Below are 22440 nucleotides of genomic sequence, written 5' to 3'. Positions count from 1 at the left end.
AAAACTGCTTCTATTTTACAGAAGCTCGTTCAATGATCTTAACACTTAATAATTCTGTTTTTTTAGGATAATCCTTTCTTTGAATTCGATCTACTAATCTAGCGACCGCTTCTTTACCCATACCTTCTTTTTGGACCTGAACCGTTGTAAGCGGGGGAATAAACTTTTCACAAAGCGGGGTATCATCAAAACCAGTAACTCCAATATCGATAGGAACACGCAACCCCATTTGAACTAAAGCCTTAATAACCGCAAAAGCATTAGAATCATTAGCACATATTAAAACATCGGGCAATTCCTTAGATTTTAATATTTTTACTACCTCATCAATTTGATTATTGATAATATATTTTTCAATATTTTCTAAAAAAGAATATTTTTTAATATATTCATCATCAAAATAATCATTAATAATTTGATGATTAATCAATGCTTCTTTATAACCAATGAAACGATCTTGAAAACTTAATGAATAATTCAAATCACCAAAAAAACCTATCTTTCGATAACCTTTTTGAATTACATAATCACTAATCATATAGCCACCTTGTTTATTATGAGTCAAAACACAATCACAACTATCATATAATGACGTAAAATCGACTAAAACAATCGGAATTCCAGTTTGTTTTAATTGATTTAAATTCATATCCGATATTTTACCAACAATGACAATACCGGCTACTTTTCGATCAACGATACATTCAGGCAATTCCATATTAGAATCATCAAAATAATTCATAATTGAAAAATAACCTAAACTCTTAGCCTCTTCAACGATCGAACGTAAAACAATTGAATAAAAATGACCGGTATCGGCATAATAACTTTGCATCATAATCGCAATATTTGATTTAGAAAACACTGATAGATATTTTCTTTTTTCATTAATATAACCCATTTCATCAGCCGTCTTTAAAATCAATAGTCTCATTTCATCACTTACGCCTGGTTTATCGTTTAATGCAATTGATACAGCATTAATTGAAACATTTAATTTTTTAGCGATATCTTTCATCGTGACTTTCATAGGCTTCCTCCTTTTGTATATTATTATTTTCAAGTATCTGTCCTTTATTTTCAACAGTAAATAACTTGAAAAAATGAAAAGCTGCTAAATCAGCAGCTTCTATCTATTATTTTTTAATTGCTTTCTTGATTGTTTCAAGTGATTGATTTTCCAATAACATTTTAAAGACCATATCATAGTTTTCACTTTCTAAGTTATTTAGAAAACTACTATCTTCATCTGGGTATCTAGATTTAAATAATTGCAGGGTTAATTGTTCCTTTTCTTCTTTTTTACCTTTTTCGATTCCCTCTTTAATTCCTTTCTTCATTCCATCCTTTTCGCCTTTTTCCACCCCTTTTTGATAGCTTTCTTCAAGTTCCATCTCATGAGCATAAATATTTAACTCCCGATTATATGCCGCTAATCTTAGTTCATCATCCTGATTAAATCTTTCCATCTTGTCTTTCATTATTCCAATCACCTTCGATTCTTTCAGCTTCATTATATCATCTGTTATCCCGTTTGCAAATATATAGATCGCCAGCTCTAATTCACTGAATTCATCTAGTTCTTTATACTGCTTTATGACATTGATATACGGTACTTGAACATATACTCGACTCATCAGATTATTCTTTTCTAATTTACCTTCTTTATTTCTACTTTGATATGTATCATAAAGCTGTAGATTATCACTATCTATATCATTAATAAATATAATCTGATAAACTGGATTGATAAAATGATATCTATTACCCTTTTTTTCTTGATATGTAAGCATTTTAGCTCCGTATAGTTGAAAACGATGACGTTGACTAATAGAAAAAGATGAGTTCTGCATTTCAATATCAATCTGCTTACCCGATGCAACAGTTACTCTAATATCTAAGATCATATCTTTATCTTCAACATGATCACGACTTAAATCGGGATTCAAAACCTTAATATCCTGACATTGAATATTTAAAATACCTTCAATAAACAGTTTTAACAAATAACGACAATCATAATCTTTATCATCAGCTAAAGAATATTTAAAAAGAACATCACTTTTAAAATCATAAATCTTTTTATCTGTTTCTTTCATAAAAAACCTCCTTTGTTATTTATATACATTTACAAAAGAGGTTTTTTCTTTTAATTTTCGAATGATTTTTTAATTAAATTATTAGCCATTATATAACTAAAAAAGTCATCAACGTTATGATAACGCGATGACTAACATATAATTTTACCGTGTCTACTTGACAAAGTATATATCAATTGATGACTTTATTATTTATAATTGTTTACAATTTCTTTAAACACTTTTCCTCGCTGTTCATAACCTGAAAACTCATCAAAACTGCTTGTTGATGGTGACAATAGGATAATATCACCATTTTCAGCATGATTTAATGCTTCAAGTGTTGCCGCTTCAAGATTTTCAACATAAATACTATTTTCAATATGCATTTCTTCTTTAAATCGTTTTCCAGCTGCTCCAAAAGTAACTAAACGTTTAATTTTATTACCGTAGCTAGCCATTTCTTGTAAATCTAGCCCTTTTTCAAAACCACCCATTAGTAAAATAACTGGTTTATCAAAAGCCTTTAATGCAATAATACTAGCATCAGTATTAGTTGCCTTAGAATCATTGTAGACTTTAACACCATTAATTTCTCGAACAAATTCAATTCGATGTTCAACACCAATGAATGATGAAATTTCCTGATTAATAATTTTAGTATCTACATTTGATAACTTAGCCATACAAATGGCAACCATAATATTTTGTAAATTATGTTTACCAACTACTTTAATATCAGCAATATCAATAATAAATTCATTTTGATAATAAATAGCGTTATCTTTAATCATACAATCAGCTTCGTCAACCAATGAAATAGTTATTTTTTGACAAGGCACTTGATAACGATCTAAATATTCTAATACTGTCTTATCGTCTTTATTAACAATAAAATAATCATCTTGATCAGTATTTTTATAAATATTTGTTTTTGAAGCATAGTATTCATCAAGTGATGCCATATAATCTAAGTGATCAGGTGTTAGATTAATGATCGTTGAAAGATGTGGTTTAAAAGTATCAATGTCCAATAATTGGAAATTACTCATTTCAATAACCACATAGTGATTTTCTTCTTCCAGCAAATTATTATCCATAACAATATCACATAACGGATAACCAACATTGCCAGCCAAATGAACATTTGGATATTTACCTTTTAATATTTTATCAATTAGTGTAACTGTTGTTGTTTTACCATTAGTACCAGTTACTCCAATATAATGTTGTTTTTTAGCTACCTGAAAAGCTAATTCAATTTCTGTATAAACTGGAATCTGACGCTGTTTTAAACGTAAGATAAAAGGCTTATGGTAATTGATACCGGGATTTTTAATTACAAAATCAAAATCCCGTTCAAACAATTCATCTGGATGACTACCAGTAACCATTTCAATTCCCATATCTACATATTGTTGATATTCAGGAATATCATTAGCCTCCTTAGCTTCATTTACAGTAATAGTTGCATTTAAATGATGTAATAATCTAATTGCCGCTTTACCACTACGAGCTAAACCAATTACTAATACTTTTTTACCAGTTAACATTTTATAACACCCCGATTACAATTGATAAAATTCCGCAAATAAAACCAATAAACCAAAATGAAATTGTTACCTGTTGTTCAGACCATCCTAACATTTCAAAATGATGATGAATTGGTGCCATTTTGAAAACTCGTTTTCCTCTTGTTTTAAAAGAAACAACTTGAATGATAACTGAAACAGTTTCCATTATAAATACACCACCAACTAAAATAAGCAATAATTCTTGTTTAGTTAAAATTGCTAGAATAGCAAGGAAACCACCTAAACCAAGTGAACCAACATCGCCCATAAAGATTTTAGCTGGATGATAATTAAACATCATAAATCCAAGTAAAGCCCCTACCATTGCTGTTGCATAACTTGCAAGAGCATAATCTTTAGTCATTGTTGCAAAAATGATAAATGGTGCAATCGCAACCATTGAAAGCCCTGTTGCTAGACCATCAAGTCCATCTGATAAATTAACACCGTTACTAGTACCAGCAAACATTAATAGAATTAATGCAGGATATAAAATACCAAAATCAATATCCACTTTAACAATTGGTATTGTTACTACTGAAGTAAATCCAGGGATAAAATTCATTGCAAAGAAATAACAAATAATTGCAAGAGCAATCTGTGCTAATAATTTAGCTAATGGCGGTAATCCTTTATTACTATGTTCAATGATAATTAAAGCATCATCTACAAAGCCAATTAAACTATAACCAACTAAAACAATTGTCGCTAAAATAATTTCTGGATTAAATAAATCACCAATATTAACGATTACAGCTGCGATTATTGCTGCTAAGACAAAAACAATACCACCCATTGTTGGTGTCCCGTTTTTTACTTTATGAGATTCTAAACCTTCTTCACGTTCTACCTGTCCAAATTTCATCTTATGTAAAAATGGTATTACTTTTGGCATGGCTATTACTACTAAAATAAACCCAATCACAAAAGCAAATACTAACTTAAGAAAATTTTCCATGTATCTGACCCCTTTTTTTCAAATTCGTCTTTACTATATCATATTATCGATAAATAGGCAAAATAAAAGGGACAAAAGTCCCTTTTATTCAATCACTGTTAATCGCAAATACCTAACTCTTTCATCTTTTTCATTGCTTGATCAATTGCTGCTTCGGCATCTTCACCATCAGCAATTATTTCAATTTTAGCCATGGTTGGTATTCCTAATGATAAAACTCCCATCAATGATTTCATGTTGACTGTTTTTGAAGCGTAGACTAGTTTAATATCACTTTTAAACACCTTCATATTATCAACTAATTCTGTTGCTGGAGTAGCATAAAGACCAACTGGATCAGTTACGGTAACATTAATTCTTTTTACCATGTTGCATTCCTCCTTTGTTACTTATATTATAACATTGTTACTAAGTAATTTCATTAATAATGACATCCTTTTTTACTAAAATAACATCAAATAATGACTCTTTCAAAACAACGCTACATCTAATCAATATGTTAAAAAAAACAAATATATTCCACTTAATCGATTGCCAATTATTTTCTAATTATTACATAACTATTTCACTATATTTGCACAAAAAAATGAACTTTAATTCATAAAACAACATTTATCCCACAATGATGAATTATAGTTAAGAACTATGAAAGGAGAGGCCTAAATGACATCAAAAAATAAACAGCCACTTAGCAAATTAGTTATATTTATCTATATTATAGCTGCAATTATGCTAATTGCTTTTGTATTAAATTTCTATGATATAACTACTTATTTATTATCATTACATGCTGCTGGATCAATTTCTTTTACTACACAATGGTATGATTGTATTATGTATTATGTTAATAATACTCTTGACTATCTAGCAACAGCTGTAATTATCTTTTGTTTAGGTTATATCATCAATAACATCAAAACAAATAAAAAAGTAGATGAAACACCATCTACTCAAGAAATAGATTCTTAAACTAGAATCTATTTTCTTTTTTCAATCATTATTACATAAGGAGCTAGCTCCTTATTAATCATTTTAAACATTCCAACATTAAACAACTTAAAATCCAATTTCGAAACATATTCATCAATAATTACACTTTCCCTTTTACCCTCATCATGACCAACATAAACAACCAAATACAATATACACCCTGGATTTAATAACTCAATTCCTTTTTTTATTGCTTCTAAACTACTATCAGCTTTAGTAGTAATACTATGATCACCATTAGGTAAATAACCAAAATTAAAAATACCAACATCAATACTATCAACATACTTATCTACATGTTCATGACTATCTAAGATAAGTTCAACATTATTAACATCCTTTAATCTTTCTTTAGTATTAATTAAAGCCTGCTTTTGAATATCAAAACTATATACTTTATTAGCCAAACCACTTAAAAATAACGTATCATAACCATTACCCATCGTAAAATCAACAGCGATGTTGTAATTATTTTTTTCAATTCTACGATGAACAAACTCAATCATCGATTCCATCATCTCACCCTTTCGGTTCCATTATATCTAAAAACACTCGCTAATGAAACAAAAACGAAACCTAATGATTTCGTTTTTACTGATTATTATTCTTTTCCAATAACAACAGCCGTAACATTTCCTTAGCCTCTTTACAGCAATATTCAGGAATTTCTGTAAAACTACCCGTTTCCCAATTAGCTGTCGCTACACACGTATTACAAAGTGGTCTTAATTTACATTGAGCACATTTTTCATTTATTTTTAATTCTTTACTTTCAGTTACGATCTGTTTCCAGGCATTTTCAAAACCAGTTTTAAAAACGTCTACTGCTGGTGTAAACAAACTAACACAAGGTTTCATTAATCCCTGCCAGTTAATCATAAATGAAGAATTACCAGCTTGACACTCAATACCACAACCATAATTACATTGCTGTTTAACTTTTATCAACATTGAATCAACGTAATTTAAAAACACCTCATCACCTAGTTCATTTTTCAATACTTTAATTCTTGCTTGAGCTACATCTTCAGGACTTAAACGAGATTGTTCTTCAAACGCTTTAAAACGATCCTTTAATCCTGGTAACATATAAGTATCCATATGTAAAGGAACATCTAGTTCCTGAGCAATCCGATACATATCATCAATCTGATCAAAATTAGCTTTAGTAACACTACCATTCATCTTTACCTTTACACCATGATCTTTTAATAATTTGATTGCTCGAACTGTCTTTTCAAAACCACCTGGATAATGACACAAATCACGATAAGTTTTTTCATCATTACCATATAAAGTAATATTAATACGCCGTGGTTTATTTTCACCAAAAAAAGCTGCCCACTTTTCATTAATCAATGTTCCATTAGTATTAACTGTTATTACCATTCCCATTCTTTTAAGTTTTAAATATAATTCTTTAAAACTTGGAAATAACAACGGTTCACCACCAGTTAACATAATAAATAAGACCCCAGCTTTTTCCAACTGATCCACCAAATCAAGCCACTTATCAATGTCCAATATTTTCCCCTGTTTATTCATCTCTTCATTGCTTAAATGAACATAACACATATCACAGTTCATATTACATAACGGTGTTAACTCCAAAGTACCACTAACCGGCCTTTTATCTTTAACCCCATGTTTTATCAACATCTTTTCGACTGTATTTTCCCCATCTAAAAAATCCATATTTTTCTCCTATACAAATAAAAACCGATTGCTCGGTTTTTAGCTTATTAATATTAAGAACGGTTTGGGTGATTAGGAGTAGGATTAACTACTTCACCATAATGATTCCATCTTCTATCACTATTACCACTTAAAGTATACCAGAAAATAATATCCCCATGATCAATTACATTATTCCCATTTTTATCTATAAAATCAGTATACCCTCCATTTAATGATCCTTGATCGCTACTATTTTCTGCATAAAATGAAACAACTCCATCTTCACTAACATTAAATTGATTATTTTTTGCTATGCTACAGCTACCAGTATGATCATGACAATTACCACCAAAAGGTGCATCACCACCCCAGTGATGCCATCTATCTTGATTTCCATAACCTCCGTAATTTCCTTTACCAACCTTACATGCAACTGTCCAACATGCAGCTACATATTCGTTTGGTTCGAATTCTTGAATTGTTACTCTTGGTGTTTCCCATTTTTCTAACATATTAATTTACCTCCTCAATAATCTTTTTGTTAAGAGATTCAAAAACGAATCTTCTAACATCCCTTCTAATTGTTTCTTCTGAAACATCGTATTTTGATAATGCTTTTTTTACGACATTTTCAATCGTATTAGCATCTAAAAACTCGTTCCAGATAAAAACAGCACTACGATTTGGAGTCATGATTGCATTGCTAAGTTCTAATTCATCATCAATCGGAATTATTACATAATCATCAGCTACCTGGCGAAGTAAATAATTAGGATTGATTCGAAATAGAGTTTTAGTATCTATATCTTCCAGTGTTTTAACATCTTTAGTATTACCATCTTTGTTAAAATTTACTACTGGTTTAGTATATGTTTTCACAAGACCCCTCTCCTTCCTGCATTAAGAATGTTATACAACATTAACAATTATTGTATATATTCTTATAACATTAATTATAATACTTCTAAATTTTACGTCAAATCTAGAAAATATTGATAGAATCAAATGTTTTTATGATTTACAGAAAAATATTTAATAGTTAATCTTTTTGTTATTTGTGATTTTTTTATTATTTTATTTTTGTAAATCGGCTAGTTGTCTTGTTTTTATAGAATTGAATTTTTTTAATTTTTGGATATGATTATTTATAGTTATAAATAGTTTTTATATGTAAAATAACATAATATAAAAAAATATGGTTTAATAAGGTAAAATAAGTTAATTTGATAATAACATCAAAAAATAATGTTTTTTAAATATAGGAAAGAAAACTCTATCGAAGATGATAGAGTTTTGTAAATTTGTTTGTTAAGTATTCGATGTAGTATTTAGGATTGAATTTTTCACCGGTTAGTTTTTCTAATAATTCATTAGTTTGATAAATAGCCCCATATTGGTGAATATATTCTTGTAGATATTTTTTTAATACTTGAAAATCTCCAGATTCAACCCAATCAGCAACAGCTGTTGTTTTTTGCATATGAGCATAGATTTGAGCAGCAATAGCACTACCTAAAGCATAACTTGGAAAATATCCAAATGAACCCCCAGCCCAGTGAATATCTTGTAATATTCCTTCGCTATCATTTTGTGGTGTGATTCCTAAATATTCTTGGTAAAGCTGATTCCATAATTGTGGCAGCTTTTCAAAGTCAACTTCTCCTGCAAACATTTTCTTTTCTAATTCGTAACGAATCATAATATGCAATGGATATGTAAGTTCGTCTGCTTCTGTTCTAATTAAACTAGCTTCAACTTTATTAATTCCTTGAACAAATTGTTCTAACGAAACTTCTTCTAAGTTATCAGCAAAAAATGTTTGTAAACGTGGATAAACTGGTTTCCAAAATTCTTCACTGCGACCAATAATATTTTCATAAAAACGTGATTGTGACTCGTGCATTCCCATTGAAGCTCCTGATCCTACTGGAGTCATAGTAATATCGTCATCGATATTCATTTCATAGATAGCATGTCCACTTTCATGAATTGTTGAAAATAAAGCACTTTCTAAATTGTTTTTGTAATAATGAGTAGTAATTCGAACATCGTGATTATGGAATTCAGTAGTAAATGGATGTTCACTTTCTTTAATAACACCTTTTTTAAAGTCAAAGCCAACATAACCAGCTAACCAGCGGTTGAATTCTTTTTGTTTATTTAAGCTATAATGTTTATAATTATATTCTTTATCAATTTTTATTGGTGAAGCTTGGATTTCTTTTAATAATGGAACGATGTGTTCTTTTAACTGATTAAAAAATTCATCTAATTGTTCTACATGGAAACCTGGTTCATAATCTTCTAATACAACATCATATAAACAAGCTTCATTAGTTTTTCGATATTGAGCAAATTCTTTTTCGGTTGCAATAATTTCTTTTAAATATGGCATAAATAACTGATAATTATTTTCTAACTTAGCTTTTTGCCAGACTCTTTGAGCGATCATTAGACGTTCTTGATGTTCTTGATATTTTTGAGCTGGAATTTTTTCTAAGTCGCGTATATCTTTTAGCCATTTTTTTACAATTGCTTTTTGTGATATAGTAAGCTCTTGTTTTTCTAATTCTAATAAAATTTCTTTTACTTTAGGATCAGTAATTGTTTTAAACAATTCTCCTGATAATAATCCAACGGATTTAGCTGTTAGCGCCATTGATTTTTCTGGTGCTTCAGTTTCTTGATCCCAGGAAAATAGTGTTAATGCTTGATTTAATGCTTGTCGTTTATCAATATATGTTTGTAAATCTTGAAAATTCATGTCATGCCTCCTTAAATTTATTACTTAACCATTTTTCTTTTTTAATACCAAATATTATACCAGTTGCATCAGCTAAAAACCATCCTATCGGTATTGCCCACCAGATAGCTAGAGTTCCAAAAAATGGAGCAAACGTGTAAGCAAGAACAACCCTTGTTCCTAAAGAAATGATTGTTAAAACTACAGAAATACCTGGTTTTCCAACCCCACGGTAGTAACCGTATAATAAAAATAAACATCCAATTCCTACATAGCATATTCCTTCAATTTGTAAATATTGAGCTCCTTGACGAATTATCTCTATTTTTGATGGTTCTATAAAGATCAACATTAATTTATCTGCAAATATAAAGACAATAGCTGAAATAATTAAACAAAAAATTGTTGATATTGTAATAGCTACTTTCAAACCAGCTTTTATTCTTCCTTCTAAATTAGCACCTTTATTTTGGGCAATATAAGTTGAAAAAGCATTACCAAAATCTTGAACCGGCATATAAGCAAACGAATCAATTTTAACTGCCGCTACAAAAGCAGCCATCGTAACTAATCCAAAACTATTAACTAATCCTTGAATCAATAAGATCCCAAAATTCATAACTGATTGCTGGACACAAGTTAATAATGAATAATCTTTAATCTTTTTAAATATCGCTCTATCAAAATGACGATGTTTCTTTTCTGGCAGCAATTCTTTTTTAACTATCACACAATAAATCATTATTCCAATCCCGCTAAAGGCTTGAGCAATAGTTGTTGCAAGTGCTGCTCCAGCGACATTTAAATTAAGACTAGTGATAAAAAAGATATCTAAAACTATATTAATAATCGCTGCTATAGCTAAAAACACTAATGGAGTTTTAGAATTACCAAGTGCTCTAAGTAAAGAAGCAAAATAATTATATAAAAACGTAAAGATGATTCCCATAAAAATAATAAATAAATAATCATACGTAGCTTTATATATATCACCTGGTATATTCATAAATACTAAGATTTGATTTATCAGCAGTAAACATATTATTTGCAGGATAATTGAAAATATTGCAATTCCTACAAATGAGACAAAAAAAGAAACTTTCATTTTATCATGCTCTTTAGCACCATAAAACATCGAAAACAAGACGCCACTACCCATACATAAACCTAAAATCATCGAAGTTAAAAACGTCATTAACGTAAACGAAGAACCAACTGCTGCTAAGGCATCAGTTCCAATATAATGTCCCACAATAAAAGTATCAACAACATTATATAACTGCTGTAATAAATTTCCTAAAATCATCGGAATTGAAAATTTTAATAATGCTGTTGCAATATTCCCCTCTGTCATAACATCACCTTCCAATATCATAGCTATTTGCTAAAATAAAGTCAAACTTATTCATTTATTACACGCCAATATATTAATAATTTATCTAACGAATATGCAGCATTAGCTGGTGAAGTTGATGGTAATTTAGTTACCGGCAAATCAATAATCGCATCAAAATAACGGTGATATAACTTATCGGCTAAATTACCATTAGTATAAATATGTTTAACAGAACTATTAGCGATAATCATATTCAAATCATTAACTTCAACATCACTAATACTGCTATCGCTAGAGCCTTTAATATTACAGCTAGCTATAACATCCCATAAAGCAATTTGATGGCGTTTTAAAAAAGCCTTTTTATCAGCAATTTCCTCAGGTACAGTATCTTGATAAACAGCTGCTAAAACACGCCAAAAACGATTTTGGGGATGATGATAAAAAAAGTTAGCTTCGCGTGATTTAACCGATGGAAAAGAACCTAAAATTAGTATTTTTGAATCTTTATCATAAATCGGTTCAATCAAATGATACTCCTTCATAATCTAATCCCTCTTTCATTTTTAAAAACTACCAATAAATGATATAATTATCATATCAATTATTAATTAATATTAAAAGGAGTTAATTTAAGTGTGAAAGAATATTCTCTTAATAACATTGAAAATGCTAAAATAATTTTTAAAACTAAATCAAAACAAAAAATATTAGATGTCTTTTACCAATGCAAATCTATTTACAAATTAACACCTGAAGAACTAATAATCATTGATGATCAAATGTGTTTACCTATTAACCTTGATAAATGGACAGATATTGATAATCCAGATAATAATTTTTTAAACGTTTTAAAAGTTTTAGAAAAAATCACTTGTGCTAATGTTCACCACTAAGTACCATTAATGCAACTTTAATTGGTTTTGACAAAGATAGAGATTTATCATTTAGATTTAATGGTGACTATATAAATGGTAAACATGTTCTAACTGGTAGTTACAGCAATAATGAAAAAATGCTTTATCAAGAAAAATTATATCTAACAGAATAGAGGGATAACCATCATCCCTCTATTGTTTTAAATTTCAATATTTATATAAATACATTTCTTGACTAAAATATTAAAAATTGGAAAAATGTGTAGAATAATCTATAAAATTATAGAAAAATGTGAAAATAACACTTTAAACATAAAGAAAAATGTGTTTAATAACACTATAATCTTTCGGAATTTTGTGATAAGATTCTAGAAAATTGGAAAAAAACAGATAATAGATATCCTTTAATCATAAAAGGTGCTAGGCAAATAGGTAAAACTGAAGCTATAGAACATTTTGCTAAAAATCATTATAAATCAATTATTGAAATCAATTTTGTTCTTCAAAAACAATATAAAACTATATTTGATGATGGTTTTGATGTAGATACGATAATAAGAAATATTTCTCTTATTAATCCTGAATTTCAATTCATCGAAAACGAAACATTGTTTTTCTTTGACGAAATACAAGACTGCATCAACTGTGCGACAAGCTTAAAATCTTTTCAAATAGATGGACGATATGATGTTATTTGTTCTGGTTCACTGATGGGAATTAATTATCAAGAAATAGAATCAAACAGTGTTGGATATAAACAAGACTATGAAATGTATTCCTTAGATTTTGAAGAATATTTATGGGCAAAAGGTTATAAAGATGAGCAAATTGAAAGTTTCTATAAAAAAATGCTGAATATTCAACCATTATCAACATTAGAATATAATATTCTTCTAGATAATTTTAGAGAATACATGGTATTAGGCGGCATGCCAAAAGTTGTTTTTACTTTTGTGACCCAAAAAAATTATAGTGGGACGCTTCAATTACAAAAACAATTATTATTAGATTATGAAGAAGATATTACTAAATATGCAGGCGGCCTAGACAAAGGAAGAATCCTAGATATATACAGAAAAATCCCTATATTTTTAGGTAGTGACAACAAAAAATTTAAAATCTCTAAGATAAAGAAAAATGCTAGAAATAGAGATTATGTAGGAGTTGTAGATTGGCTATCCAATGCGGGTATCGTAAATGTTTGTTATTGCATGGGACTTCCAGAACTGCCATTAAAAGGAAACTACAATCCCGACAATTATAAATTATACTTTGGCGATACAGGATTATTGATTGGATCCCTCGATGAAGAAGTTCAAGAAGATCTTCGTTACAATAAAAACTTTAATACCTATAAAGGGGCAATATATGAAAATATCATATCAGAAATTCTTGTTAAACAGGGATATAAGCTTTATTTTTATAAAAATGAAAAAAGTACCATTGAGATGGATTTCATGATACGAGATAGAAACTCTCTTATTCCTGTCGAAGTAAAAGCAAATGATCAAGCTACAACATCACTTAATAAATTAATTAAAGACCAGAAATATTCAGATATTCATTACGGAATCAAGTTTGCTAACAAAAATATTGGATTTAATGATTATTTCTATACTTTTCCTTATTTTTTAGCATTCTTTTTAAAAAGATTCTTAAGAGATAAAAATAATATTAAATAAAAAATTAAAAAACAAATATCATCAAAATGATTAAATTGTCAAGCAAAAAACAACTATACTCCGGCGAAGAAAATCACAAATATAAATATCTATCTAAAATATAATGGTACTATGAATAAAAAACGTCCGACTGATATACTTATTATTTTCACCTAAACCAATTTTCAATCAGATAACGAAAAACGCCAAAATGGCGTTTTTTATATGATATTAAAAATAGTATACTTATTATTCAATTCTAAGCATTCGATATCCTACTCCAACATGAGTCTGGATATATTTTGGCTTAGCAGGATTAGCTTCAATTTTTTTCCGAAGTGTTGCCATAAATACCCGCAGGGAAGCAACATCACTTTCCAAAGTATTCCCCCATATTTCTTTAGTAATAAAAGTATGAGTCAATACTTTTCCAACATTTTTAGAAAGCAAGCATAATAACTTATATTCAATTGGTGTTAAATGCAGTTCTTTATCTTTTAAATAAGCACAACCACTAGCATAATCAATTCTTAAATCACCATTAACAAACTCACTGCTTTCAACTGGCTGATTTTGATTATAACTTAGTCGTCTTAAAACAACTCTTAATCGCGCCAATAGCTCTTCAACTGAAAATGGTTTGGTTAAATAATCATCAGCTCCTGCATCTAGCGCTTCAATTTTATCATGATCTTCACTACGAGCACTAATTACGATGATTGGCATATTAGTCCAGGTTCTTACTTTTTTAATTATTTCTACTCCATCAATATCAGGCAAACCTAAATCTAATAACATAATATCAGGTTTTTTTGAAGCAGTTTCAATAATCGCTTGTTTCCCTGTTTGGGAAGTATGATATTTGTAATCATGAGTTTCTAATGTTGTAACAATTAGATTTCTTACTGCATTATCATCTTCAACAACTAAAATTACTGGTTTATTCATGAATTTCAACCTCCTCAATTGGTAACGTAAAACTAAAGATAGTTCCTTTTGGATGATTGTCAGTTACTGTAATAGTTCCATTATGGGCAGTAATAATTGTTTTACACAGGGCTAGACCTAGTCCTAAACCACGTCTAGCATCACTTGTATTATGTTTTACCGTATAGAACATTTCAAATAGTTTTTCTTTATCACTGTCACTAATTCCCGGTCCATTATCACGAATCTGAATTTCAACAAAATGATCTTTTTTTATCGCTTCAATTTCAATCGTCGATCCAACCGGTGTATATTTAATCGCATTATCAATAATATTAATAATTACCTGAATTATTAATCTAGCATCAATTTTAGCTAATATAAATTCATCATTATTAATAAATACTAGATGATGCTGTTCAATTCTTCGACTAATATGATTTAATGCTTCATTAATAACTTCTTCAATCAATTCAGTTTCTAAATGTAAACTAACGGTACTATCTTCTAATCTGGTTACACTTAAAAGATTTTCAACTAGATTGATCAACCATAATGAATCATCATAAATCACTTCATAAAGCTGCTGCTTTTTTTCATCATCAAGATTTTTAGATTCATTTATTAAAACACTGGCATTACCAGAAATACTAGTTAACGGTGTTCTTAAATCATGAGAAATTGAACGTAATAAATTGGCTCGTAATCGCTCATTTTTAGCTTCAATTGCAGCTTCTTCACGTTTTTTATTAAATAATTCTTTTTCTAAAGCCTGAGCGCACTCACCTACTATTGATAAAACAAGATTGTTTTCAAAAGCATCAATGATCTTATCATTTAATACAATAATAATAACACCATATATATCATTAGCACTAACTATTGGTAAATAATAGTTATCATCCTGATATGCTTTTTTACTATGATATACATCTAAAACGTTTTTACAAACCTGCTTATCATTAGTAACATCAATATTATCATTTCCATAATTTTCATATTCAATTTGATTATCTTGATTAACCTGACAAATAATTACCGGCATTTCTAATAATTTAATTATTTGTTTAGCCGTTGTCTGTTTAATCCCGGCAATACTTTTTTCTTTTTGTAATAAACGATTAGTTTCTAATAAAACTTTGGTTCTATAAGCATATTGCGCTGATTGTTTAGCCTGCTTTTTAATTCTAATCGCTAGAGTACTAGTAATAAAAGCAGCAATAAGCATAATTGCAAAAGTAACCGGATAACCAGAACCATAAGCTGCAAAAGTAAAGCGGGGATTAGTAAACATAAAATTAAAAATCAAAACACTTAAAATTGATGATACTAAACTAAATATTCGATTAGAAGTTGATACGGCAATAATCAAAACTCCTAAAATATAAATAGTAATAGTATTAGCTTCACTAAAACCTAACCAGTGAAATAACATTCCAATTGCTGTTGCTAGTAAAAGAACTAGAATTGAAATTAAAAAGTCACTAGTTTTATAAATAAATTCTTTTTTCTTTTTATTACTTTTTTTTGATTCACCGCTTTGGTGATAAACAACATTGACATCTAAATCACATAATGTTTCTAATATTTGTTTATCTAAAGCATTATATGAGATTCGCCATTTTTTTCTTTGACTATAACCAATAAATACTTTAGTAACTTGTGAATTATGACAAAATTCATTAATTTGATAAACAATATCTTCACCAAATGCCGTTTCGATATTAGCCCCTAATTGTCTAGCTAAGTCAATATTAGCCTGCAATTGTTCACGATCTTCTTTACTTATTTTTGAATTATCAGGCGTTTCAACAAATAAAGCAGTAAATACTGCTTTATTATCTCTAGCGACAGCTGCGGCCATTTTTATCACATCACGATTATATATCGATGGTGATAAACAAATTAAAACATGTTCTTGTTGTACATCCATAAATTAACCCCTTTATGGTTAATATTATAACACATTTTTACTAGCGCGTAATTTCTTTAATTGATTTTGCTGTTCCCATAACAATTAGTGTTTCATCTGGTTTAAAAACATGAGTTGGTTGCGGCAATGGATAAATCTTACCATCTTTTTTAGTTGCTAAAATACTAACATGATAGCGAGTTCGAACTGCTTTTTCAACAATTGTTTTACCTAGCCAGCTGTTTGGAATCCTAATTTCATAAATTGCAATATCACAAGATAATTCCACATAATCAAAAATATTTTTAGAACCATATTTGATTGCAATTCGTTCAGCAATCTCTTTTTCAGCATAAACAACATAATCAGCACCATTACGTAATAATAACTTACGATGAACTTCACGATTAGCACGTGCAATAACAAACTGAGCTCCATAATCTTTTAATAATACTGTAATTTCTAATGCTGTTTGGAAATTATCACCAATTGCTACAACACAAATATCAAAATTATTAACACCTAAAGATTCTATAAAATCTTCATTAGTTGCATCACCTATTTGAATTTCATTTACAATATTAACTGCATTATCAGCTCTTGTTTCATCCTTTTCAATCGCTAATACTGCATTACCTTCATCAATAAACTTTCTTGATAAATGACGTCCAAAACGTCCTAATCCAATTACTAAAACTGATTTCATAATTCCTCCATATTATCCTATTTGAATTTTTTCGGCTGGTGCTTTGGCAATTGGTAAAGTTCGATTAGAAGCAAAAGCAAGTAAAAAAGTTACCGAACCAACGCGACCAATAATCATCAATATTGCTAATAGTATCTGTGAAAAAGCACTTAACTGCGTAGTTATTCCAACTGTTAATCCAACTGTTGCCATTGCTGAAACACTTTCAAACAATGCGGAAACAAATGGAACATTGTCAATTTGACAAATAATCAAACCAACTGTTACTGTAAAAACTAAATATGCCATTAATACACAGCTAGCAGTTCTAATTATTTCATCACCAATGCGACGATGAAATACTTCGACTGCTTTTCTTTGTTTAAATAAATTAAAGATATTAACTAATAATACTGCAATAGTTGTTGTTTTAATCCCACCTGCAGTTGATCCAGATGAACCACCGATAAACATTAAAATTACTAAAATCATTTGTGTACTTTCTCTAATTTTTGATAAATCAATACTATTAAATCCAGCTGTACGAGCGGTAACTGACTGGAACATTGATTCTAATACTGTTGCATTTCCTTGTTCACACAAATAAATAACAAAAGTTCCACCAAAAATCAAAATTAAAGTAACAGTGATTACTAATTTAGTATGCAAGCGCATTTTTTTAAAGTTAAAGTGACTATCAACAATATCACGCCATACTAAAAAACCTAAACCACCAATTACAATTAATGACATAATAATCAAATTTACATACCAGCTATCTTGATACGAAATAAGTGAATTAAAGGGTTCAATAGTTCCCATAAGATCAAATCCAGCATTACAAAATGCCGAAATACTATGGAAAATTGAAAACCAGATTCCTTTTAAAAATCCAAATCTTGGACAAAATACTAATGATAATAAAAAAGCTCCAATTGCTTCAATTATAAAAGTGCCCCAAATAATGAATTTAGTTATTTTAACTATCCCACCAACTTGTGGTGAAGAAATAGAATTTTGCATGATTGAACGTGAAATAATTCCGATTTTCTTTTTTGCTAAAGTTAAAATATAAATACATAAGGTCATAAAACCAATCCCACCAATTTGTATCAAAGAAATAATTACAAACTGACCAAACCAGCTCCAATGACTATAAGTATCTACTCTAATCAAACCAGTAACACAAGTTGCTGAAGTAGCCGTAAAAAAAGATGTCAAAACTGAAATTTCTTTACCTTCCTTTAAAGAAACTGGTAAACTAAGTAAAACTGTTCCAATAAAAATAATTAAACAAAAACCTAAAAATATTATCTTCATCGGTGAATAACTATGCAACAGCTTTTCTGTCAATTTCTCCTTAATAAGACATCCCCCCTATTATCCTTATTCTTTATAACTAATATACTTGATTAATTATAAATATAAAATAAAGATTATCTGGTTAATATTAAGATTGTATAAAGATGAAAAAATTTTTATATAATCTTAATTCTTCAACTAAATACCTAACATCATTTTTATACTTTTTTTGCTATTTTATAAGTAGAAATAGAGGTGTTATATATGGAAAATGTTGCTCTTATTGGATTATTGGTGTTAATTTTTAGTGGTGGTTATTTCTTATTTAAATTTTCAAAGTTTTAAAAAAGCTAATTAACAGGTCTTCCCTGTTAATTAGCCTAATAATAACTTATTATAATACACTAGTTAGTGAACTTACATAATCATGCAAAGGTTGATGGGCATGATTTTTATTTTCTTTAATAATATTAACAATAGCACTACCAACAATAATACCATCAACAAACTGGCTAAAATATTCAACTTGTTCTACATTATTTATCCCAAATCCCAGTGCTATTGGCGTATCGGTTACTGTTTTAATAGTTTCTACAATTCCAGCAATATCACCATCAATTCTTTTACGCATACCAGTTACTCCCATTGAAGAAACCAGATAAATAAATCCTTTAGCCTGACTGGCAATCTGGATCGTTCTTTTTTTAGATGTTGGTGCAATCATGGAAATAAAATCAACATCATATTTATAACATACTTCAGTAACTTCCTTACTTTCTTCAAAAGGACAATCAGGAATGATAATTCCATCAACACCGACTTCCTGACATTTTTTAAAGAATTTTTCATAACCATAATGAAAAACAGGATTTAAATAAGTCATTAGACAAATTGGAATATTAGAACTTTTACGAACTTCTAAGACAATTTCAAAAACCTGATCAGTTGTCATTTTCTTAGATAAAGCACGGATATTAGCTTCCTGAATGACTGGACCTTCAGCAATTGGATCACTAAAAGGAATCCCAATTTCAATTAACGAAGCCCCAGCTTTTTCCATTTCTAAAATATATTCTATCGTCGCTTCTTTACTTGGATCACCTGCAGTGATAAAAGGAATAAAAGCCTTTTTATTATTAAAAGCATTTTTAATTCTATTCATGAAGATCCACCCCCCGATATCTAGCAATCGCGGCAACATCTTTATCACCACGACCTGACAAACAGATAATTACAACGTCATCTTTTTTCATTGTTGGTACTAATTTACGAGCATAAGCAACAGCATGAGCACTTTCAATAGCACAGATAATTCCTTCAGTCTTAGCTAAATATTCAAATGCTGCTACCGCTTCATCATCAGTTACTGGAATATATTGAGCCCGACCAATATCATGAAGATAAGCATGTTCTGGACCAATACCAGGATAATCAAGTCCCGCTGAAATTGAATATACTGGGGCAATCTGACCATATTCATCCTGACAAAAATATGATTTCATGCCATGGAATACGCCTAAAGTCCCTGTTGCAATCGTTGCCGCATTAAAAGCTGTATCCACACCTTTACCTGCTGCTTCTAAGCCAATTAACTGAACATCTTTATCATTTATAAAATTATAAAACATCCCCATAGCATTGCTGCCACCACCAACACAAGCCATGACTGCAGTTGGCAGTTTACCTTCGTATTCTAAAATCTGCTCTCTTGCTTCTTTAGAAATAACACTTTGAAAATCTCTAACGATCATTGGAAATGGGTGTGGTCCCATAACTGAACCTAAAACATATAAAGTATCATCGATTCTTTTAGTCCATTCCCGCATAGTTTCGTTTACAGCATCTTTTAAAGTCATTGTGCCAGTAGTAACACTATGAACCTTAGCTCCTAAAAGTTCCATTCGATAAACATTTAAGGCTTGTCGATCTGTATCTTCTTTACCCATAAAGATTTCACATTCTAACCCAAGTAATGCAGCAGCAGTTGCTGTAGCTACGCCATGCTGCCCTGCTCCTGTTTCTGCTATTACTCGTTTTTTTCCCATTTTTTTAGCCATTAATACTTGACCTAAAACATTGTTTATTTTATGGGAACCGGTATGATTTAAATCTTCTCTTTTTAAATATACCTTAGCCCCTCCTAAATCTTCGGTCATTTTTTTAGCATAATATAATAATGAAGGTCTATTAGCATATTCTTTTAATAACCGATCTAATTCTTGATTAAATTCAGGGTCGTTTTTGTAATATTCATATGCTTTTTCAACATTATGAATTTCATTCATTAATGTTTCTGGAATATATTGCCCCCCGTGAATTCCATATCTACCTGCTGTCATTTTTGATTCTCCTTACTATTTCTTTTATTTTGTTTGGATCTTTAATACCGTTAGTTTCTACCCCAGAACTAACATCAATAGCATAAGCATTAATTTTAATGGCACCGTCAAGATTACCTGAATTAATTCCACCTGCTAAAAAGAACGGTTTATCTAATTTTTTAATTAATGACCAGTCAAAAGTTTTACCACTACCACTAATAACGCTATCTAGTAAATAATAATCTACGGGAAAACTAATTGTTCTTAAATCCGTTTCTGGTGTCATTTTAATAGCTTTAATTATTGGTACATTTATTTTAGCTTTCAACTGTTTAATATAATCAATACCTTCATCACCATGTAATTGTACTAAATCAATAATTTGATCATTTACTAATTTAACGATTTCATCGATTGAAGCATCGACAAATACCCCAACTGTCTTAATTCTTTTATCTAACTTACTAGACATTACCTTAGCCTGATCATAACTTACTTGTCGTTTACTTTTAGCAAAGACAAAACCAATATAATCAGGTAAGATTTCATTTACATAATCAATATCCCCATTTTGAAATAGACCGCAGATCTTAATTTTCATTTGGCTGACGAAGCCCTTGAAGAATTTCAAAAGTCTTCCGTTTATCATGAGAACGCATCAATATTTCTCCAACTAAAACAGCATCAACTTTATTTTCTTCCATTAACTTAATATCATCATAAGTTGTAATGCCGCTTTCAGAAACAAAAATTACATCCTCAGGTACCATTGAACGAAGTTCAACACTGTTATTTAAATCCACTTCAAAATTTCTTAAATCACGATTATTAACCCCAATTATTTTAGCACCAACTCGAAGCGCTTTTTTAATTTGCATTGAACTATGAGCTTCAACTAAACCACTCATTCCTAATTGTTCCGCTAGATTTAAACAACGCATTAACGTAATTTCATCTAATACACTACAAATTAATAAAACAGCATCAGCTCCTAATAATTTAGCTTCATAAATCATGTATTCATCGATTACAAAATCTTTTCTTAAGACTGGTATTTTTACGATTTTTTTAATTTCTGCTAAGAAATCATCATCCCCTTTAAAAAAATCCGGTTCCGTAACAACAGAAATAGCTGCTGCTCCAATATCTTCATATTCTTTAGCAATCGTTTTATAATCAAAGTTTTGAGTAATAACCCCTTTTGATGGTGATGCTCGTTTAACTTCCATAATATAAGATAAACCTGGTTTTCTTAACGCTTTTTCAAATGGAAAGTCATTATATATTGGTTTTGCAAAAGCTAGTTTTGCTAATTTATCAATTGAATTTCTCTTTTTATTTTCTTCTACCCGTTCTTTTGTTTTTTCAATAATATCATCAATAATCATACTTTAACTC

Annotated in this window: 23 protein-coding genes; 3 read left to right on the top strand and 20 right to left on the bottom strand. The window is 29.6% G+C overall.

Annotation, left to right across the window (positions count from 1 at the left end; translation table 11 throughout):
- Positions 1 to 10 precede the first annotated feature (10 nt).
- From B5E92_RS04005 to B5E92_RS03985, 5 genes are all read right to left on the bottom strand, one after another.
- Positions 11 to 1030 (bottom strand): LacI family DNA-binding transcriptional regulator, encoded by a 1020-nt coding sequence (locus tag B5E92_RS04005; RefSeq protein ID WP_087299433.1) that lies wholly within the window; start codon positions 1028 to 1030, stop codon positions 11 to 13.
- 106 nt (positions 1031 to 1136) lie between these two features.
- Positions 1137 to 2099, bottom strand: a complete 963-nt coding sequence (locus B5E92_RS04000) for a PD-(D/E)XK nuclease family transposase (RefSeq protein WP_087299431.1) — start codon at positions 2097 to 2099, stop codon at positions 1137 to 1139.
- Between the two features lie 188 nt (positions 2100 to 2287).
- The gene (gene murD / locus B5E92_RS03995; protein ID WP_087299429.1) at positions 2288 to 3631 is read right to left on the bottom strand and encodes a UDP-N-acetylmuramoyl-L-alanine--D-glutamate ligase; all 1344 of its coding nucleotides are present in this window, start codon (positions 3629 to 3631) and stop codon (positions 2288 to 2290) included.
- 1 nt (position 3632) lies between these two features.
- Positions 3633 to 4610: a phospho-N-acetylmuramoyl-pentapeptide-transferase gene (gene mraY / locus B5E92_RS03990; RefSeq protein ID WP_087299427.1), complete on the bottom strand. Its 978-nt coding sequence runs from the start codon at positions 4608 to 4610 to the stop codon at positions 3633 to 3635.
- A 98-nt stretch (positions 4611 to 4708) separates the two neighbouring features.
- On the bottom strand, positions 4709 to 4978 hold the full coding sequence (locus tag B5E92_RS03985) for an HPr family phosphocarrier protein (protein WP_087299425.1): 270 nt from the start codon (positions 4976 to 4978) through the stop codon (positions 4709 to 4711).
- A 295-nt stretch (positions 4979 to 5273) separates the two neighbouring features.
- Between B5E92_RS03985 and B5E92_RS03980 the strand changes: the two genes are divergently transcribed.
- On the top strand, positions 5274 to 5579 hold the full coding sequence (locus B5E92_RS03980; protein WP_087299423.1) for a hypothetical protein: 306 nt from the start codon (positions 5274 to 5276) through the stop codon (positions 5577 to 5579).
- Between the two features lie 8 nt (positions 5580 to 5587).
- On the opposite strand, the gene B5E92_RS03975 is transcribed toward B5E92_RS03980, so the two are convergent.
- The 7 genes from B5E92_RS03975 to B5E92_RS03945 form a co-directional block, all read right to left on the bottom strand.
- On the bottom strand, positions 5588 to 6115 hold the full coding sequence (locus B5E92_RS03975) for a class I SAM-dependent methyltransferase (protein WP_087299421.1): 528 nt from the start codon (positions 6113 to 6115) through the stop codon (positions 5588 to 5590).
- Between the two features lie 76 nt (positions 6116 to 6191).
- On the bottom strand, positions 6192 to 7295 hold the full coding sequence (locus tag B5E92_RS03970) for a radical SAM/SPASM domain-containing protein (RefSeq protein ID WP_087299419.1): 1104 nt from the start codon (positions 7293 to 7295) through the stop codon (positions 6192 to 6194).
- Between the two features lie 53 nt (positions 7296 to 7348).
- On the bottom strand, positions 7349 to 7789 hold the full coding sequence (locus B5E92_RS03965; protein WP_087299417.1) for a hypothetical protein: 441 nt from the start codon (positions 7787 to 7789) through the stop codon (positions 7349 to 7351).
- A 1-nt stretch (position 7790) separates the two neighbouring features.
- Positions 7791 to 8156: a PqqD family protein gene (locus tag B5E92_RS03960; RefSeq protein ID WP_087299415.1), complete on the bottom strand. Its 366-nt coding sequence runs from the start codon at positions 8154 to 8156 to the stop codon at positions 7791 to 7793.
- 394 nt (positions 8157 to 8550) lie between these two features.
- Positions 8551 to 10041 (bottom strand): carboxypeptidase M32, encoded by a 1491-nt coding sequence (locus B5E92_RS03955; RefSeq protein WP_087299413.1) that lies wholly within the window; start codon positions 10039 to 10041, stop codon positions 8551 to 8553.
- Between the two features lies 1 nt (position 10042).
- Positions 10043 to 11374 (bottom strand): MATE family efflux transporter, encoded by a 1332-nt coding sequence (locus B5E92_RS03950; protein WP_087299411.1) that lies wholly within the window; start codon positions 11372 to 11374, stop codon positions 10043 to 10045.
- 47 nt (positions 11375 to 11421) lie between these two features.
- Entirely contained in the window at positions 11422 to 11901 is a 480-nt protein-coding gene (locus B5E92_RS03945) for a DNA-deoxyinosine glycosylase (protein ID WP_087299409.1), read from the bottom strand.
- Between the two features lie 93 nt (positions 11902 to 11994).
- Between B5E92_RS03945 and B5E92_RS03940 the strand changes: the two genes are divergently transcribed.
- Complete coding sequence (locus tag B5E92_RS03940; protein ID WP_087299407.1) at positions 11995 to 12252, top strand: hypothetical protein; 258 nt, start codon at positions 11995 to 11997, stop codon at positions 12250 to 12252.
- A 347-nt stretch (positions 12253 to 12599) separates the two neighbouring features.
- Positions 12600 to 13916 (top strand): ATP-binding protein, encoded by a 1317-nt coding sequence (locus B5E92_RS03935; RefSeq protein WP_087299405.1) that lies wholly within the window; start codon positions 12600 to 12602, stop codon positions 13914 to 13916.
- Between the two features lie 228 nt (positions 13917 to 14144).
- Here the strand turns inward: B5E92_RS03935 and B5E92_RS03930 are convergent, their stop codons facing one another.
- The 8 genes from B5E92_RS03930 to trpC all read right to left on the bottom strand — a co-directional run bounded on the left by B5E92_RS03930 (position 14145) and on the right by trpC (position 22430).
- Positions 14145 to 14843, bottom strand: a complete 699-nt coding sequence (locus tag B5E92_RS03930; RefSeq protein WP_087299403.1) for a response regulator — start codon at positions 14841 to 14843, stop codon at positions 14145 to 14147.
- Entirely contained in the window at positions 14836 to 16755 is a 1920-nt protein-coding gene (locus B5E92_RS03925; protein ID WP_087299401.1) for a DUF4118 domain-containing protein, read from the bottom strand. Before B5E92_RS03925 ends, B5E92_RS03930 begins: the two co-directional genes overlap by 8 nt.
- 40 nt (positions 16756 to 16795) lie before the next feature.
- Positions 16796 to 17440, bottom strand: coding sequence for a TrkA family potassium uptake protein (locus tag B5E92_RS03920; protein WP_087299399.1), 645 nt, complete (start codon positions 17438 to 17440; stop codon positions 16796 to 16798).
- A 12-nt stretch (positions 17441 to 17452) separates the two neighbouring features.
- On the bottom strand, positions 17453 to 18772 hold the full coding sequence (locus tag B5E92_RS03915) for a TrkH family potassium uptake protein (RefSeq protein WP_239406386.1): 1320 nt from the start codon (positions 18770 to 18772) through the stop codon (positions 17453 to 17455).
- A 343-nt stretch (positions 18773 to 19115) separates the two neighbouring features.
- The gene (trpA, locus tag B5E92_RS03910) at positions 19116 to 19883 is read right to left on the bottom strand and encodes a tryptophan synthase subunit alpha (RefSeq protein ID WP_087299397.1); all 768 of its coding nucleotides are present in this window, start codon (positions 19881 to 19883) and stop codon (positions 19116 to 19118) included.
- Entirely contained in the window at positions 19876 to 21060 is a 1185-nt protein-coding gene (gene trpB, locus B5E92_RS03905; RefSeq protein WP_087299395.1) for a tryptophan synthase subunit beta, read from the bottom strand. Before trpB ends, trpA begins: the two co-directional genes overlap by 8 nt.
- Complete coding sequence (locus B5E92_RS03900) at positions 21047 to 21643, bottom strand: phosphoribosylanthranilate isomerase (RefSeq protein ID WP_087299393.1); 597 nt, start codon at positions 21641 to 21643, stop codon at positions 21047 to 21049. The genes trpB and B5E92_RS03900 overlap by 14 nt, the downstream gene beginning before the upstream one ends.
- Entirely contained in the window at positions 21633 to 22430 is a 798-nt protein-coding gene (gene trpC / locus B5E92_RS03895; RefSeq protein WP_087299391.1) for an indole-3-glycerol phosphate synthase TrpC, read from the bottom strand. Before trpC ends, B5E92_RS03900 begins: the two co-directional genes overlap by 11 nt.
- Between the last annotated feature and the right edge of the window lie 10 nt (positions 22431 to 22440).

This window comes from Erysipelatoclostridium sp. An15 (assembly GCF_002160675.1).
GTDB classification, from domain to species: Bacteria; Bacillota_I; Bacilli_A; order Erysipelotrichales; family Coprobacillaceae; genus Thomasclavelia; species Thomasclavelia merdavium.
The sequence above is the reverse complement of the archived record's forward strand: the minus strand, read 5'-3'. Positions and strand labels throughout refer to the sequence as shown.